Origin of the sequence: Pseudomonas sp. UBA3149 (genome assembly GCF_002364655.1) — a bacterium.
Taxonomy (GTDB): domain Bacteria; phylum Pseudomonadota; class Gammaproteobacteria; order Pseudomonadales; family Pseudomonadaceae; genus Chryseomonas; species Chryseomonas luteola.
This window is the reverse complement of sequence record NZ_DEYV01000006.1, coordinates 335,455-352,311: the sequence shown is the minus strand read 5'-3', so window position 1 is coordinate 352,311 and position 16,857 is coordinate 335,455. Positions and strand designations below refer to the sequence as shown.

The following is a 16,857-nucleotide window of genomic DNA, read 5'->3' as shown; positions in this document are numbered from 1 at the left end:
CTCTTGGAGCTGCCTTTCGTTTTACACAGGCGTCAGATCTCGAAACGTTTCACCAGTCCGTTCAGGTCCACCGCCAGGCGAGACAGTTCCGCACTGGCAGCATTGCATTGGGCTGCGCCGGTTGCGGACTGGGAGGCCAGGTCACGGATGTTGACGAGGTTACGGTCTACTTCACGAGACACCTGCGCCTGCTCTTCCGACGCGCTGGCAATCACGATGTTGCGCTCGTTGATCTCGGCAATGAGCTGGGTGATTTCTTCAAGCGCCGCACCGGCAGACTGGGCGATCGCCAACGTGTTTTGCGCTTGGCTGGCGCTGCCCTGCATGGATGTTACGGCTTCCTGCGTACCGCCCTGGATGGCGCTGATCATCTGTTCGATTTCACGGGTGGACTCCTGGGTGCGGTGGGCCAGGGCACGCACCTCATCCGCGACCACGGCAAAGCCGCGCCCCGCTTCACCGGCCCGTGCTGCCTCAATGGCCGCGTTCAGGGCCAGCAGATTGGTCTGCTCGGCAATGGCCCGAATTACATCCAGCACCTTGCCAATATCGTGGGCCTGTTCGGCCAGTCCGCTGACCAGTGTGGACGTCTTGTCCACCTCGCCGGCCATGTGCTCAATGGCTGTAACCGTGTTGTCCACCTTGGTGCGGCCTTCGTGAGCGGCCTGCGCCGAGCGCTTGGACGATTCGGAGGTGGACACGGCGTTACGGGCCACTTCCTCGACAGCGGTGCTCATCTGGGTCACGGCAGTTGCAGCCTGCTCGATCTCGTGGTTCTGCTGGGTCAGGTTCATGGATGAGCTTTCCGTAACCAGATTCAGCTCCTCTGCCGCAGAGGCCAGTTGTGTGGAGGACGAGGAGATCTGTTCGATCGCATCGCGCAGGTTGCCCTGCATGACGGCGAGGGATTCGAGCAGCTGCCCTACTTCATCTTTGCCTTCTACCTGAACCGGCACGCTCAGGTTGCCGGATGCCACGGCGCGTGCACTGCTCACGGCCTGACCCAGCGGACGTACGATGCTGCGGCTCATGACCCAGGCCAGCAATACCGTGATTGCAAACGCCAGGGCGATGGCAAGGCCGACGCCCAGCTTGCCAGCGTTATAAGCTGCCTCCGCCTTGTCGGCGGCCTTGCCGGATTCGTCTGCGCTGAGCGCTGCCAGCTTCTTGAGCTGGGTAGCCATCTGGTTGGCGTATTCGTTCAGGCTCTTGTTGAGTATGGCCGAGGCTGATTGCATGTCGCCCGCCAGCGCCAAGCGTGTCACTTCAGCCTGATCGGTAAAATACTTGTCCTGCCACTGCTTGAAGTGAGCGTAGGCCTCTTTTTCAGAGTCCAGTACCAGGAGCGTTTCATAGCGAGCCTGAGTATCGCGAAGACTCGCCTTGATATCGCTTGCCTTCTGGCTATCTTCCTGGCGACGCTGCGCCGTGTCCGCGGTAAACAGGCGCAAGGTAAAGACGCGGATACGCATCATATCCATGTTGATCTCGCCCAGCGCATTGATGGCCGGTAACCAATGCGTATCAACCTGCCGTGATTGCTCACGCATGTTGCTCATCTGGCTCATTGAAAACAGGCCGAGCCCTAGAACGATGAGTGCCATAAGGCCAAAGCCTACGGCCAGGCGGGGGGCGATTTTCAGAGTGCGTAACGCCATGAGTCCATCCTCAGGAACAATAGGCAAAAAGCCTTTGCTTGTCCTATCGGTCCGGGCGCTATTAGCTTGATAGGCTTTTTACATATCGCAATAAAATAGTTTTCATACACTGAGTCGAAACCTGTCTAGCGCAAGGGTTTCACCGTTGATCTCATTATGCAGCCACCCGACGAACTGCTCGACCAGCCTGCCCCGCCGCTTCCGCTCGGGAATCAGTGCATGATAGCCATAGGCGGACGTGGCGCACTCGGCGATCGGGCGACATAGCAGCCCTTGCTCGACCAGATTGTCCACCAGATGCCGCCAGCCAATCGCAACGCCCTGGCCAGCGATAGCGGCCTGAATGACGAGGGTGTAGTTATCAAAGCTCAACACCGCCGGAATAGGCGGGGCCTGAATATCCAGCGCCTGGAAGAGTTCTTTCCAGTCGAACCATTTGCTCGACAGCTCCGGCTTCAAATGTAGCATGGGCAGGCTGGCCAGCGTTTGTTTGGGGAGCGGCAGTGTCATGCTCTGAACAAGGCGCGGACTACAGACCGGGAAGACCTCTTCTCGGAACAAGGCCAGCGACTCACCATGTTTGAAGCGACCATCGCCAAAGGTCAGAGCTACATCGATATCTTCACGCATCAGATTCATCATCCTGTCGCTTGTAATCAGGCTGACATCCAGCTCGGGGTGGGTAGCATGAAAGCGCGGCAGACGAGGCATCAGCCAGTAGGACGCAAAGGCAAAATCAGTCGCCACCTGCAAAACCTCATGGGCAGGGTGCTCCCTTAGCGTAGCCAATCCCGTTTCGATGTTTTCCATTCCCATCTGCACGTGGTGATGGAGCAACTTACCCGCTTCAGTCAGAACAAGGCCGCGGTAGATTCGATCAAAAAGCCGTACGCCTAGGTCTTGCTCCAAACGCTTGATCTGCTGGCTGACCGCTGGCTGGGTTGTTCCTAATTCCAAGGCTGCGGCCGTAAAGCTGAGCAGGCGTGCAGCAACACTGAAAATTCTTAATGTATCCAAGGAGGGCGAGGCGTTAATCATGGCAATCCCTTTGACAGTGATCCATAGGAGCGAATCGGCTATGGCTCTCTCTGATAGGGAGGATCATCAATAACCATAAAGAAAAACTATGCGAACTGTTTCACAATTCTTAGCTCCAAGCTTGCGATATTAAATTGCCACCTTGCAGCAACTATCGAGGCTAATCCCATGAGCTGGTTTATGCAGTTAAAGCTCGCGTACAAGTTGACCCTGACATTTATCCTGTGTGCTTTCATTACTTTGGGCGTAGGAGCTTTAGGTCTGCAAGGTATCAATCGCCTGGCAGGCATGATGGATGAATTAACCACCAATAATCTGGTTTCGGTGAGCCGGGCCAACGAAGCGTTGGGAAGCGTCATCTCTCAAAACCGCTACCTTTATCGTCTATTGGCTGTCACGGTAGGCGGCGCGACGGAAGCTGAAAAAGCTGAAATTCTGCAAAACCTCAAGGCAGAACAAGCGGCAGGTGAAAATGCCTTTACCACCTACCGGAACACACACCTGGCACCGGATGAAAAGCAGGCGGGTGATCATTTCGAACGTATCTGGCCTGCTTATTTGGTCAGCGTTGACCAATATTTGAACAACCTGGCTCAGGGTGATATCAGCCATGCCCGGGAACTACTGATCTCGACGATCCAGCCTCAATTCGAGCAACTGATTGGCGACCTCAAAACTATTCTTGCCTCTAATAACCGCCAGGTTGAAGAAAGCACCAAAGTATCTAAAGCATTGCAATCCAGCGCAATGCTGACCCTGTTTGGTGGTATTGCATTGGCCTTTGTATTGGCAATTGGGCTGGGCCTCTTTATTACTCGCCTGATTACTCGTCCTATCGCTGAGGCAGTGGCCAGTGCCAAGCGTATCGCCGCGGGTGATCTGACTCAGCGTATTGAGACAACTCGTCAAGATGAGCCTGGCCAGATGTTGCTGGCCTTGGTGGATATGCAGGATAGCCTCAAGAGTACGCTCCAACAGATTGCCAGCGCATCGGATCAACTGGCTTCCGCTGCTGAAGAGCTGAGCGCTGTAACCGAGGAAAGCTCAAGAGGGCTGGTTCGCCAGAATGACGAAGTCCAGCTGGCAGCAACGGCCGTCAATCAAATGACTTCAGCCGTTGAAGAGGTAGCCCGTAACGCCGTGTCTACATCCGAAGCGTCGCAAAGCTCTACTGAAGAAGCACGTTTGGGTCGCCAGCAGGTACAGGAAGCGGCTACAGCCATCACCAGCATGGTCAATGAGCTTGATGTCTCGACAGGAACAGTTGAAAACCTGGCCGAGCAGGTACGCGATATCAGCAAGGTTGTGGACGTCATCCGTACGGTAGCGGAACAAACTAATCTACTCGCGCTTAATGCCGCCATTGAAGCCGCCCGTGCCGGTGAGCAGGGCCGTGGTTTTGCAGTGGTTGCAGATGAGGTCCGCTCGCTTGCTCACCGGACCCAGGCTTCGACGGGTGAGATTGAAACCATGATTGCTAGTGTGCAGGCGCGCGCCGAGGAAGCGGTTCGCGCTATGGAAAATAGCCAGACACTGGCTCGCAACACTCAGCAAATGGCGCAGTCGGCCGATCAGGCGCTGCAGCGGATCACCGATAAGATCGTTAGCATCAACGAGCGTAATCTGGTGATTGCCAGTGCAACGGAAGAACAAGCACTGGTTGCTCGTGAGGTAGACCGTAATCTGCTGAATATCCGCGACCTATCTACCCAGACTGCCACAGGCGCTCACCAGACCAGTGCCTCCAGCCAAGAGTTGTCACGTCTTGCTGGTTCCTTTAATGAGTTGGTTGCTCAGTTCAAATTGTAAGTACAGGATCCGGCTCCACGGATGGAGCCCGGTTATGGCATAAGCTGTACTTATCCAAGTCATGCCTCCCTATGCGGTTTACCGATCAGGAGCCCTCGTCTGATGATGATTACAAGTGTGAGTACGTAATCATCAACACAGGTCGGAGGGTATGTGAAAAAGCCAAACATCCTTTTCATCATGGCGGACCAGATGGCTACGCCGCTGCTGCCGCTCCACCGTGCCGACTCGCCCATCAAGGTTCCCAATCTTGAGCGTCTGGCACAGCAGGCCGTGGTGTTCGATTCGGCATACTGCAACAGCCCGTTGTGTGCGCCCTCTCGCTTTGTCCTGATGAGTGGGCAATTGCCTTCCAGAATCGGGGCCTACGACAACGCCGCTGACTTTCCTGCGGACGTTCCGACTTATGCCCATTACCTGCGCCGCCTGGGCTATCGCACTGCCCTCTCCGGCAAGATGCATTTCTGCGGACCGGACCAGCTCCACGGCTTCGAGGAGCGTCTGACCAGCGACATTTACCCTGCCGATTATGGTTGGGCGGTGAACTGGGACGAGCCGGATGTGCGTGCAAGCTGGTATCACAACATGTCATCCGTGCTGCAGGCCGGGCCTTCCATCCGCACCAATCAGCTGGACTTCGATGAGGAAGTGGTCTTCAAGGCCAGGCAATACCTCTACGACCATGTCCGTCGGGGGGATGACCAGCCCTTTTGCCTGACTGTCTCCATGACTCACCCGCATGACCCCTACACGATTACCAAGGAATTCTGGGATCTGTATGAGGAAACGGACATCGAGTTGCCACAGGTGACGCTGTCCCAGGATGAACAGGACCCTCACAGCCAGCGCCTGCTCAAGGTCATCGACCTGTGGGATAAGCCGTTGCCGGAGCAAAAGATTCGGGATGCGCGCCGCGCCTACTATGGGGCATGCAGCTATGTGGATGCCAATATAGGCAAGTTGCTCAAGACTCTGGAAGAATGCGGACTTGCAGAGGATACGATCATTGTCTTCTCGGGTGATCATGGCGACATGCTGGGCGAGCGCGGCCTCTGGTACAAGATGCACTGGTTCGAGATGTCTGCCCGCGTACCCCTGCTCATCCACGCCCCCAAACAGTTTGCGGCGCGGCACGTCAGTGCGTCGGTTTCCACCATGGACCTCTTGCCGACCCTCGTGGAGCTGGCCGGAGGCTGTGTGCAGGACGGCCTGCCCCTGGATGGTCGATCACTGCTGCCGCACCTGGAAAACCGTGAGGGCCACGATGAAGTGATCGGCGAATACATGGCCGAAGGTACTCATAGCCCGCTGATGATGATCCGGCGTGGCCGCTACAAGTTCATCTACTCCGAGCAGGACCCGCTGCTTCTGTTTGATCTCTCCAATGATCCCCAGGAGCTGGAGAACCTTGCAACCAGCAGTGAATACCAGAGCGTGTTGGATACCTTTGTACAGGAGGCCCGTACCCGATGGTCCATACCCCATATCCATGCCGATGTGCTGGCCAGCCAGCGGCGTCGCCGCTTTGTCGCCGAGGCGCTGAATAAAGGCGTACGTACAGCATGGGATCACCAGCCGTTCGTGGATGCGAGCCAGCAATACATGCGCAACCACATCGACCTGGATGATCTGGAGCGCCGTGCCCGTTATCCACAGCCGTTGTAATCAATCCTTGCCCGAAGGATGCTGACGGGCCACTGTAGACCCGATAACACACGCTGAAGGACGCACGCATGAAACCAATACCCACGCTTTTGATGGTTGGCGCCGCCCTGTTTGGTATGCAGGTTCACGCTGAAGATGCCGCTTGCGGCACTGTTCGTATGGCTGATCCGGGTTGGAGCGATATATCCACTACCAACGCTGTTGCCGGCTTTCTGCTCGAATCGCTGGGCTACCAGAGCACGGTCGACACGCTTTCCGTCCCCATCGTGTTTGGCGGCTTGAAGGATGGCAAGATCGACGCCTTCCTGGGCAACTGGATGCCTGCGCAGCAAGGGTATTACGATCAATTCGTTAAAAGCGGCCAGGTGACCGACCTCAGGGAAAACCTGAACGGGACCGAATTCACCCTGGCCGTACCCAAGTATGTCTGGGACGCCGGTGTGAAAGACTTTAGCGATCTGGCCAAGCATGCTGGCAAGTTCAACAAGAAAGTCTACGGCATCGGCTCGGGTGCCCCGGGTAACCAGTCGATCCAGAAGATGATCGACGGTAACGAGTTCGATCTGGGCGGCTGGCAACTGGTGGAATCGAGTGAGCAGGCCATGCTGGCGCAGGTAGGCCGCTCTGTGAAGCGCAACCAGTGGGTGGTCTTCCTGGGCTGGACGCCCCACCCCATGAACATCAATTACGAGATGAAGTACCTCACCGGCGGTGAGAAATACTTTGGCGAGGCGGGCACAGTTCATACGTTGACACGTAAAGGGTATGCCGAGCAGTGCCCGAACGTAGGCAAGCTACTCTCCAACCTTGCGTTCACGCTGGATATGGAAAACGCCATCATGAACGACGTAGTGGAGAAAAAGATCAGTTATGCCGACTCTGTACAGAACTGGCTCAAGGCTAATCCACAGGCCATTGAGCCCTGGCTGCAGGGGGTGAAAACCAAGGACGGTAGCGACGGTCTGGACGCGGTCAAGGCAAAGTTGTAGAACATGATTGCGCAGGGAAAACGGGATGTATCACTAACCCGTTTTCCCTGCAGCTACAGGCTGAACCAGCCCCTATCGATAGCCATATTCACTAGGCTGTCACAACACGGCGATAGCCTTTATCGCACCGTGTGCAGCGGACAAAAAATGTCCCTTATCGGCTACACCTCCCTTATTTCCTGTATTTCACAAACTTATGAAACGTCATACGTCAGACATCGTATGAGTTAAAAGACTATGCGAAATCGCCAGATAAATAGTCATACCTATTGCTAACGAAGTGGGGCGGTTATGAGTAACTTCACCGGGTCATGTAGCGAGCTTTAGAGCGCGCTACACATGATTTCGCGGCCTACAGGGAGGGAATATCGGCGGTTAAGGAGCATGTTGAGCGAAGCGATTTTGCTGCTTTTCTCTGTATTCAGTGGCATGAATGTTTTGATGATGGGTATCGCGCAGCTCAACCCATCTTGCTCATCACACCAGCGCTTCTTTCAACGCCTCCAGTGTCTCAAACACAAACCGCGGCCCTTCCGCTTCCAGCTCTGCACGGCCTCCATAACCGTAGCTCACACCGGCTGCATCTACACCGTTGCGTCGAGCACCTATGAGGTCGTGTTTGCGGTCCCCAATCATCAGGCAGGTCTCGGGCTGCAGCTTTTCCGTCTCCAGCACATGTTTGATCAGCTCACCCTTATCCGTACGCGTGCCATCCAGCTCGCTGCCATAAATGGCCTTGAAATACCCCGTCAGCTCAAAGTGGCGCGCGATTTCATTAGCAAACACCCAAGGCTTGGACGTCACCACATACAGGCTGTACCCCTTCTCTTTGAGCGCTGCCAACGTCTCGCGGATGCCTGGGTACGGCGTGTTTTCATACAGGCCCTTCTCTTTAAAGCGCACCCGATAGTGCTCCACGGCTTGCCAGGCCTGGGCATCGTCGAATCCATAAGACGCCATAAAGGCGCTGTGCAGCGGCGGGCCGATAAAATGAGTAAGCGTGTCTGGATCGGGCTCATTGATACCCATCTGAGCCAGTGCATATTGGATGGACAGTGTGATGCCGAGCTTGGGATCGGTCAGTGTGCCGTCCAGATCGAACAGGAGATTGGCATAAGGCATAAAGTCTTCTCATCAAGGCTGTGGATAACAGAGCCTACCCTAACCGCGCGGGCTGGTTTAGGCTCAGGCCTTACCTAATAAGAAGAAGGATTCACGCATGAACGCAGCCGGTAAAGTCGCGCTTGTCACCGGGGCCTCCCAAGGGATCGGCAAGGCCGTTGCCCAAGCGCTATTGAATGATGGGTATCGCGTCGTAGTCGCTGCTCGCCGCGAAGCGCCGTTGCAGGCGTTTATGGAAGAAGCCAAGGCTGCAGGTCAGGAGGCCCTAGCCGTTGTGTGCGATGTGACGGACGAGCAAAGCGTAGACGCCCTGTTCGAGCGCATTAACGCAACTTATGGCCGGCTCGACGTCCTATTCAACAATGCGGGTATCGGTGCCCAGGCCGTACCTATTGATGAGCTGGACGTCAGTGCCTGGCGTGCTACGGTCGACACCAACCTGACCGGCGTCTTTCTGTGCAGCCGCGCCGCCTTCCGCCTCATGCGCCACCAGACACCCCGCGGCGGTCGGATCATTAATAATGGCTCCATCTCCGCCCACGCCCCACGGCCTTTCAGCGTAGCCTACACCGCGACTAAACATGCCATCACCGGCCTTACCAAATCCCTCTCCCTCGACGGCCGCGCCTATGACATTGCGTGCAGCCAGATCGACATCGGCAACGCCGCCACCGATATGACCGAGCGCATGAGCACAGGCATTCTGCAAGCCAACGGCGAAAAAACCATCGAGCCACGAATGGACGTGCAACATGTAGCGGACGCCGTGCGTTATATGGCCGGTTTGCCGCTGGAAGCGAATGTGCAGTTTATGACGGTGATGGCGACTAAGATGCCGTATGTGGGACGGGGTTAACTGTTAGCTTTATCAGTTACATAGGGCATTTATCTAGGTTCGATTTTCGTTAGTGCCTGTTCTCTACTGAATTTATAAGGCAGTAATTATGAATAAAAGAAGAGTCTTTGGTCATATACCTGGTACGTCTGTAAACCAATTTTTTGCGGATCGAATTGAGTTAGCTAAATCGGGCATTCATCCACCAACTCAGGCAGGTATTAGTGGAGCTGCCTTAGAAGGTGCTGACTCTATAGTGTTATCTGGAGGTTATGCAGATGATGAAGACTACGGTGACGAGATTATCTATACAGGCTCAGGCGGAAGAGATCAAAATAATAAGACACAAATTTCAGATCAAATCCTAGAAAAAACCAATTTGGCGCTAGCTAAAAATAAAATAGAAGGTTTGCCGGTTAGAGTTACAAGAGGACATAAACATAAGAGTGAATTTTCTCCTGAAAAGGGTTACCAGTATTCGGGGTTATATATTGTTGATGATTATTGGCGTGAGAAAGGACAGGCAGGATTTTATATATATCGCTATAAGCTTATTTCATGCGAGTCTAATACGCGGACAGGGAATGAGGTAAGAGAAAGTACCTCTGAATATAAGGAGAACCGCCGTCGGGAGTCCATTATTCAGCGTGTAATAAGGGATACTGCATTAGCAAAAAAAGTTAAGAGTTTGCATAATTATCGCTGTCAGGTCTGTGACATAGTTATAAAGACAAGTGCTGGTCTCTATGCCGAAGCTGCACATATTGTTCCGCTAGGTAGACCGCATAATGGGCTGGATATCGAAAGTAATATAATATGCCTGTGTCCGAATCATCATGTGCTTTTTGATAATGGGGGATTTACGATAGCAAGTGACTTTAGTCTTATTGGTATTAACGGAAAACTTAGATTAGTAAGAGGTCACGATTTAAATCAGGAATTTTTAAGCTATCATCGTGAGCATTGTTATGCTTAGTTTTAATTGATTTTTAATTATAAGCTTAGATCTCAGGGCGATTTATTAATTTATTTAATGCTTGCTGCTTTATCTTAGGCTATTTGTTTGGTCAGTTGATAAGAATGTTTGAGGATATTGTGATGACTTTGAGTGCTTCATAAGAGAGTTGGGAATGAATTTCTAATAAGGCAAAGCAATTTATTAGGGTTTGTCTCTTTCTGATTAATTATAAGTACTGCTACGATTAGGTTAATCACGTATGCGTCAGATACCCCCGCCAGTCCTGCTCCCTTTCCTCTCCCCATAATCTGTCGATACTTGGCCCGTTTGGTCGACAGAAACATCTTCAAAACTCCTTACCTCATACTTCCCTTGCCAGGTTGAAGCTTCCAGATTACACAACGCAGTAAGCCAGTCGGCGGGTAGGGTTTCGCGAGCTTGTTGATAACTGTTGGCGGTAATGGGCTCGCTGGAAACCCTTTCTTTATAAACCGCTCTTGAGTACCAGCAAGAATCGAGCGTTGGACTATCGCTCAGTATTCGATGTGGCAGCTGTCTGCCGGATTGTCAGATATATGAAGGAGCCGGTGCGGTTGTTTATATTCTGCTTGGGCCTTATCCCTTCCGATGGCTATGGCCTAAGCACGTGGTATTGCTCGGCCATTCAGGTCATAGACGAACTATTGCCATGGGCTACGCTGCAAGAAGTGGCGTATCTGATGTGTTTTGACATACCTCTCCTGCACAGCCTGGGCGAATAAAGTCATCACGTAGGACCGCCACCTAGACATTTTTATGGCCTGACGATGGGGCGTTCTATGCAGAACAGTGGTTTATCTCGGCGTAGCTTTTTCCGTGGTGCTTGTGCAGGAGCGGTTGGGGTGGCAGGTGGTGCGCTGCTGCCTCAGGTTTTTGCAGCGGATGTAGAGAAAAAGGTGGCCATCAGTCCAGATGAAGCCCTGAACCGACTCAAGGAAGGCAATCAGAATTTTCTGCAAGACAAGCAATCGACTCCAAACACCCTAGGCAGTGAACGCCGTCTGGAGATCGCGCGGAGCCAGTCGCCGTTCGCGGTGCTGGTGTCCTGCTCAGACAGCCGAGTGCCGCCGGAGCTGTTGTTTGGGCGCGGGTTGGGCGAGCTGTTTATTGTTCGTAATGCAGGTAATACCGTAGATACGGTTGCGCTGGGCAGTATTGAATATGCTGTGTATGCCCTTGGCGTTTCTTTGATTGTTGTGCTGGGGCATGAGCGATGCGGTGCAGTGGATGCTGCGCTATCTGTAGTGGAAAAGAACGCAACGTATCCGGGCAGTCTGGGGCAGATGATTGAGCCGATTATCCCGGCGGTACTGAAGGCCAAGGCTAACTGCAACTGCGCTACTAATCATGATGAGTTGCTGGACGCCGCTGTTCGGGAAAATGTGCAGCGTATTGTGGCTCGTCTGAGAACGTCGGAGCCGGTGCTGCTCAATCCGCTTCGTGAGGGCAAGCTTAAGATCGTAGGGGCCCGTTACGATCTTGATGATGGTCGAGTCGATTTCTTCGAGAGCTAATGGGGAGTAGGCCCTATAAACATGCCGGGTACGGGTAGTTTAGCCGGGCACAAATCCGGCTAATATCGCTTTATGTTGGGCGTCATGCGGTTGCCTCCCTACTTGAAAGGACTCTCCATGCAGATCAAACGAGACGATCTTACCAGCCCTGACATTCACGCCCTCTTGCGTGAGCACCTCCATAGCATGACGCTGCACTCCCCGCCTGAAAGTATTCACGCCCTTGACCTTGAGGGACTGCGCCAGCCGGGCATTACGCTTTAGACCGCCTGGGAAGGCCGCGAACTGCTCGGCTGCGGTGCGCTCAAGGCGCTGGATAAGACCCATGGTGAGCTGAAGTCCATGCGGACGGCTTCGGCACATTTGAGAAAAGGCGTCGCACGAGCCTTGCTAACCCATGCTATTGACGAGGCCAGGCAGCGTGGCTATACACGCCTGAGCCTGGAGACCGGTTCGCTAGAGGTGTTTGTGCCCGCCCGACAGTTATACGCGTCGATGGGCTTTATTGAGTGCGGGCCATTTGCTGACTACATCAAAGACCCTTACAGCGTGTTTATGACCCGAACCCTGTAAGATTACGACCTTTGCTGCCGTGCGGCCTGACTCCTGTATGAGGTTACAGCCTTGATTCTTTATGACCTGGAACGATCCGGTAACTGCTACAAGATTCGCCTGCTGCTTTCAGTGCTTGAGCTGAATTACCAGAGGGTCAATGTAGACCTTAACGCGGGCGAAAATCGGCAACCGGAGTTCCTGGCGATCAACCCGCGCGGGCAGGTTCCGGTACTGGTTGATGACGAGGTAACGCTGTGGGATTCCACATCGATTCTGGTGTACCTGGCGCGCCAGTATGGCCGAGGCTTATGGCTGCCTACCGATCCGGTCACCATGGCCAAGGTGATGCAATGGCTGGCCTTCGAACAGAACGAAGGTCGCTATGGACTGGGCCGTGCCCGTTCAATCAGCCTTAACAACACCTCGGTCTTTGCGCGTACCGGCAATCTGGCGGATTGTCAGGCCTTGGGTTTAGCTGGGCTAGAGGTACTGGAGAAGCAACTAACTGGCGAAGAATGGCTGGTGCCGGAAGCCGGCGGCCCGACGATTGCTGATATCGCCTGCTACCCGTACACCGCCATGGCGCCGGAAGGTGGCATTGATCTGACGCCGTTTGTAGCGGTTCAAAAATGGTTACGCCGCATGCAGGCATTGAAGGGTTATGTAGAGCTGCCGAAGGCTACCCCTGCCTGAGCTTGACCTTAAGAAAGGTCCTGCTCAGTCGGGGCCTTAAGGGCCGACGCTTTTATGAGCGCTGTGTCCTGGGTGATTTGGGTGGCAGCTGCCTCATGGAAGTGAGCCCGGCCTTTACCGGCGCGCTTGGCGCTATACAGCGCTTGGTCAGCCAAGGTTATAGCCTCTTCGATGTCCATCGCATCCTGTGGCCACAGGGCTACGCCTATGCTGCACCCTACCTTGATTTTTTCGTTGGCCAAGAAGAAGGGGTTATCAAGGGAACGGATGATGCGCAGGGCGATGGCATCGATAACCTCTTTCGTATCGGTGATAGCGAACGGTACAAGCATCAGAAATTCGTCACCGCCTAGCCGTACAACGAGATCATTTTCTCGAAAACATGTGAGCAATCGTTGTGCAACGCCTTGCAGAAGCAGGTCTCCCGTACCATGGCCGAAACGGTCATTGACGGGCTTGAACCCATCAAGGTCCAGGCATAGCAAAGCAAGGCTACCGCCCTGCTGTTGGATATGTTGTTGAACCTGCGGTAGATAGCGTTCAAGCGCAGCTCTATTGGCTAAACCAGTCAATGTGTCCTGGTAGGCAATGCTTTCCATCGCATCCAGTTGGTCTCCCTGATGGCTCAGGCTCTGAACGAGTTGACGGATGGCCTGGCTCAAGCTGTGTACTTCGACAGTTCCCTTCAATTCAGGAATCTCAACGTTTTCACCGGCTGATAAACGCCTGGCGGCCGTTACGATTTGATTGAGCGGTTTGGTAATGAACCCCGCCAGCAGCCAGCCGATGACGGCAAATATCACAGCCAGCACAATGCCCCTGTGAGTATTTCTGTCTGTAGGTCATGAGCAGAGGCATATGCAGCGTCCAGTGGTTGGCGTGCTACAACAGTCCAGCCCAGGCCGGGATAGTCACCGTGCCCATCACTCATTGCGAAGCCGGTAAGGTAAACCTGTCCATCCGGCCAACGTTGAAGCGACCAAGACTGTTGTTCAATAGCGTCCCATTTGAAGTTCAGCTGTTGGCCAATCATCTCCTTCGGGCCTAAGAGGATGGTGTAGTCTTTGCTGACCACCATGAACTCAAGCCCTGGCAAGCGTTGCTGAATGGGCTTGAGCAAAGACTGCCTCACCTCATCAGCCCAGCCCCAGGAGAGATGCGACGCCAATACCCCAATCAATTTTCCATTGTCGTCCTTGATGGGCAGGCTTATATCCACAAATTTCATTGCCTCACCAGTAGGGTTAGGCAAAAGTTTGGCCAGCAGTACAGCTTCGTGCACGTCTCCTATAAAAGGCTCTTGCAGCGCGTTCAAGTAAACCGGACGCTTGGCGATGCTGGCGCCTTCCAGAATACCGTCATTGGATGCCATGACGTTTCCTTGGGCATCTGTGAGCCCAATCCAGGCAATGCTGGGGAACTGCTCCTGCAGGTGATTAAGTAGCCGCTTCGCCTCTTTGTTGTGACTAGGATCGCGCAGTGCCTGGAGCTGGCTCAATACAGTCAGCTCTCGGGCGCGGCCATCCATGTCCCGGTCGAGATGATCGACCATGTCGAGCGCCGATTCGGCCAGTTCGCGTCCGATCTGATCCCTCAAGCGGTTGACCGAGGCGGTTCCGATGAGCGCGCCAAAGATCCAGCTTAGAGAAATAATGAGAAGCGCCACAATTAACGCGAATCAAGTACGTAAACTGGAGAAAATGAGCATTTGTTCAGGACTGCATGTGCAAGAGCAACAAGAAGCGCTGCGGCTTGTTAAGGGGAGGAAGTGTGAGACTTATCGGCCATTGGTGGCAAAGCTGTAGGCCATCAAAAAAGTGCTGGAGGCCTACAATTATCTGGTATGAAGCGAAACGGCCAATAGACGTTAACCGTTTCGTGGGCGGTTCGCTTAGGCAGACTAACTGTTACAACGCGCGGAACATCACGTAGCAGTCCACCAGCCCTTGGGTGCGGTGACGGTAGGCCTTGGGCAGCGTGCCGACGATCTCGAAACCATGCTTTTTCCACAGGGCGACCGCCACCTGATTGGTGGAGACCACCGAATTGAACTGCATGGCCAGAAAGCCTAGCTCGCGGCCCGTTTCCAGTGAGTGGGTACACAAGGCACTGGCAACGCCCTGCCCACGTGCGGCTTCGGCAGTCATGTAGCCGCAGTTGCACACATGGCTGCCTGGCCCGGCGGCATTAGGCTTGATGTAATAAGTACCCAGAATCTGCCCGTCTCGCTCCGCGACAAAGGTGGCCTTGGGTAGCTCGACCCAGAGCTTCCAGGCGGCGTCACGGTCCATGGCCGGATCAAGCGCATAGGTTTCCTGGCTTTGGACGACTGCCTGGATGATCGGCCAAACCTGATCAAAATCGGCGGCGGTAATGGGGCGAATATTCATAAGAGCACTCCTGCGTTCGTTCTGGCTTTGATGATGCCAGCTCACGCCTGAAAACGTTACGTTTGTCGTCTCGCGAAACGTTCTGTTTCATCTCCACACTTTGCACACAATCCCTCGACAGGCCCGCAAGGTTGCCTTTGCACAATGCATGGCAGTTGTCATCGCGCGTCTGCTGTAGACCACGGTGATCCTCACCCAATCGCAGTCTGGAGCAATCCATGAACAACGAAGCCTTGCTGGCTGATGAAGCCAAATACTGTTCTTTTGGCGACACCGTCCACTACGTTAATCCGCCCAAGATTTTTACTGGCTGCGAAGGCAGCTACATGTATGACGCCGAGGGCACACCCTACCTCGACCTGCAGATGTGGTACTCGGCCGTCAACTTCGGCTACAAGAACCCGCGTCTCGACGCCGTGATGCGCAAGCAGCTGGATGTCCTGCCCCAGGTTGCCAGCCAGTATCTACACCCCACCAAGATCGAGTTGGCCAAGACCATCGCTCAGGACGCCGAGCGCAAGTTTGGTTTGCCGGGCCGCGTGCATTTCAACGTTGGCGGCTCTCAGTCCGTTGAAGACTCCCTGAAGATCGTCCGTAACGCTACTGGCGGCAAGAGCCTGATGTTTGCCTTCGAAGGCGGCTACCATGGCCGTACGCTGGGCGCATCGAGCATTACCTCCAGCTACCGCTACCGTCGCCGTTACGGCCACTTTGGCGAGCGCGCCAACTTCGTGCCGTTCCCTTATCCCTTCCGCCGCCCGAAAGGCATGACGGCCGAAGAGTACGGCGAGCACCTGGTGAAGGACTTTGCCCGTAAGTTCGAGAACGAATACCACGCAGTGTGGGATCCCAAGGCGAAGGAGTCGGAATATGCGGCCTTCTACGTCGAGGCCATCCAGGGCACCGGCGGCTATATCGTTCCACCGAAAAACTACTATACCGGCCTGAAAAAGGTCTTGGACGACCACGGCATTCTGATGGTGGTCGACGAGATCCAGATGGGCTTCTACCGTACCGGCAAGCTGTGGTCGATCGAGCATTTTGGCGTGAAGCCGGACATCATCGTCTTCGGCAAGGCGCTCACTAACGGCATGAACCCGCTAGGTGGTGTGTGGGCCCGTGAAGAGCTGATCAACCCCGATGTATTCCCGCCGGGTTCCACTCACTCCACCTTCGCGTCTAACCCGCTGGGTACGGCGCTGGGCCTCGAAACCCTGCGCATGACCTCGGAAGTGGACTACGAAAAGCACGTGATGGATCGCGGTGCGTACTTCCTGGAAGGTCTGAAGGACCTACAGAAGCGTCACAAGGAAATCGGTGATGTCGACGGTCTGGGTCTGGCCCTGCGCGCCGAGATCTGCACCGAGGACGGCTTTACCCCGAACCGCGAGCTGCTGGACAAGATGGTTGATATCGGCCTGGCTGGCGATCTCGAATACCAGGGCAAGAAGACCGGTCTGGTGCTGGACGTGGGCGGCTACTACAAGAACGTCATCACGTTTGCACCGTCGCTGGAAATCTCCTTCGCCGAGATCGATCAGGCGATGGTACTGCTTGACCAGCTGATCACTCGCGCCAAGCAGGCCTGACGC

Annotated in this window: 15 protein-coding genes and 2 pseudogenes; 10 read left to right on the top strand and 7 right to left on the bottom strand. The window is 54.5% G+C overall.

Annotation, left to right across the window (positions count from 1 at the left end):
- Positions 1-32: 32 nt before the first annotated feature.
- The 3 genes and pseudogenes from B3729_RS05320 to B3729_RS05315 all read right to left on the bottom strand — a co-directional run bounded on the left by B3729_RS05320 (position 33) and on the right by B3729_RS05315 (position 2,696).
- Entirely contained in the window at positions 33-1,091 is a 1,059-nt protein-coding gene (locus tag B3729_RS05320) for a methyl-accepting chemotaxis protein (RefSeq protein WP_409438597.1), read from the bottom strand.
- Between the two features lie 24 nt (positions 1,092-1,115).
- Positions 1,116-1,658, bottom strand: a pseudogene (locus B3729_RS24735) (MCP four helix bundle domain-containing protein); the annotation flags it as partial.
- 102 nt (positions 1,659-1,760) lie between these two features.
- The gene (locus tag B3729_RS05315; protein WP_286787312.1) at positions 1,761-2,696 is read right to left on the bottom strand and encodes a choline sulfate utilization transcriptional regulator; all 936 of its coding nucleotides are present in this window, start codon (positions 2,694-2,696) and stop codon (positions 1,761-1,763) included.
- Between the two features lie 168 nt (positions 2,697-2,864).
- On the opposite strand from B3729_RS05315, the gene B3729_RS05310 reads away from it, so the two are divergent.
- The 3 genes from B3729_RS05310 (at position 2,865) to B3729_RS05300 (ending at position 7,159) form a co-directional block, all read left to right on the top strand.
- On the top strand, positions 2,865-4,505 hold the full coding sequence (locus B3729_RS05310; RefSeq protein ID WP_286787311.1) for a methyl-accepting chemotaxis protein: 1,641 nt from the start codon (positions 2,865-2,867) through the stop codon (positions 4,503-4,505).
- A 153-nt stretch (positions 4,506-4,658) separates the two neighbouring features.
- Complete coding sequence (gene betC / locus B3729_RS05305) at positions 4,659-6,170, top strand: choline-sulfatase (protein ID WP_286787310.1); 1,512 nt, start codon at positions 4,659-4,661, stop codon at positions 6,168-6,170.
- A gap of 68 nt (positions 6,171-6,238) precedes the next feature.
- Positions 6,239-7,159: a choline ABC transporter substrate-binding protein gene (locus B3729_RS05300; protein ID WP_286787309.1), complete on the top strand. Its 921-nt coding sequence runs from the start codon at positions 6,239-6,241 to the stop codon at positions 7,157-7,159.
- 477 nt (positions 7,160-7,636) lie between these two features.
- Here B3729_RS05300 and B3729_RS05295 read toward each other — a convergent pair whose 3' ends face one another.
- A complete protein-coding gene (locus B3729_RS05295; RefSeq protein ID WP_125888065.1) occupies positions 7,637-8,281 on the bottom strand; it encodes an HAD family hydrolase in 645 nt (214 codons plus the stop codon).
- Positions 8,282-8,378: 97 nt separating this feature from the next.
- Between B3729_RS05295 and B3729_RS05290 the strand changes: the two genes are divergently transcribed.
- The 6 genes and pseudogenes from B3729_RS05290 (at position 8,379) to B3729_RS05265 (ending at position 12,875) form a co-directional block, all read left to right on the top strand.
- Positions 8,379-9,137, top strand: a complete 759-nt coding sequence (locus B3729_RS05290; protein ID WP_286787308.1) for an SDR family oxidoreductase — start codon at positions 8,379-8,381, stop codon at positions 9,135-9,137.
- Positions 9,138-9,225: 88 nt separating this feature from the next.
- Positions 9,226-10,092 (top strand): YDG/SRA domain-containing protein, encoded by an 867-nt coding sequence (locus B3729_RS05285; RefSeq protein WP_286787307.1) that lies wholly within the window; start codon positions 9,226-9,228, stop codon positions 10,090-10,092.
- An 800-nt stretch (positions 10,093-10,892) separates the two neighbouring features.
- A complete protein-coding gene (locus B3729_RS05280) occupies positions 10,893-11,627 on the top strand; it encodes a carbonic anhydrase (protein ID WP_286787306.1) in 735 nt (244 codons plus the stop codon).
- A gap of 117 nt (positions 11,628-11,744) precedes the next feature.
- Positions 11,745-11,891 carry a hypothetical protein gene (locus B3729_RS05275; RefSeq protein WP_286787305.1) on the top strand — a complete coding sequence of 49 codons (147 nt, stop codon included), beginning with the start codon at positions 11,745-11,747 and terminating at the stop codon, positions 11,889-11,891.
- A 15-nt stretch (positions 11,892-11,906) separates the two neighbouring features.
- Positions 11,907-12,200, top strand: a pseudogene (locus tag B3729_RS05270) (GNAT family N-acetyltransferase); the annotation flags it as partial.
- A gap of 51 nt (positions 12,201-12,251) precedes the next feature.
- Positions 12,252-12,875 carry a glutathione S-transferase family protein gene (locus B3729_RS05265; protein ID WP_286787304.1) on the top strand — a complete coding sequence of 208 codons (624 nt, stop codon included), beginning with the start codon at positions 12,252-12,254 and terminating at the stop codon, positions 12,873-12,875.
- 8 nt (positions 12,876-12,883) lie between these two features.
- On the opposite strand, the gene B3729_RS05260 is transcribed toward B3729_RS05265, so the two are convergent.
- The 3 genes from B3729_RS05260 to B3729_RS05250 all read right to left on the bottom strand — a co-directional run bounded on the left by B3729_RS05260 (position 12,884) and on the right by B3729_RS05250 (position 15,265).
- A complete protein-coding gene (locus B3729_RS05260) occupies positions 12,884-13,687 on the bottom strand; it encodes a GGDEF domain-containing protein (RefSeq protein WP_286787303.1) in 804 nt (267 codons plus the stop codon).
- The gene (locus tag B3729_RS05255; RefSeq protein WP_286787302.1) at positions 13,675-14,541 is read right to left on the bottom strand and encodes a cache domain-containing protein; all 867 of its coding nucleotides are present in this window, start codon (positions 14,539-14,541) and stop codon (positions 13,675-13,677) included. Before B3729_RS05255 ends, B3729_RS05260 begins: the two co-directional genes overlap by 13 nt.
- Positions 14,542-14,782: 241 nt before the next feature.
- Complete coding sequence (locus B3729_RS05250; RefSeq protein ID WP_286787301.1) at positions 14,783-15,265, bottom strand: GNAT family N-acetyltransferase; 483 nt, start codon at positions 15,263-15,265, stop codon at positions 14,783-14,785.
- 218 nt (positions 15,266-15,483) lie between these two features.
- On the opposite strand from B3729_RS05250, the gene B3729_RS05245 reads away from it, so the two are divergent.
- Positions 15,484-16,854 (top strand): aspartate aminotransferase family protein, encoded by a 1,371-nt coding sequence (locus tag B3729_RS05245; RefSeq protein WP_010796407.1) that lies wholly within the window; start codon positions 15,484-15,486, stop codon positions 16,852-16,854.
- Positions 16,855-16,857: the final 3 nt, after the last annotated feature.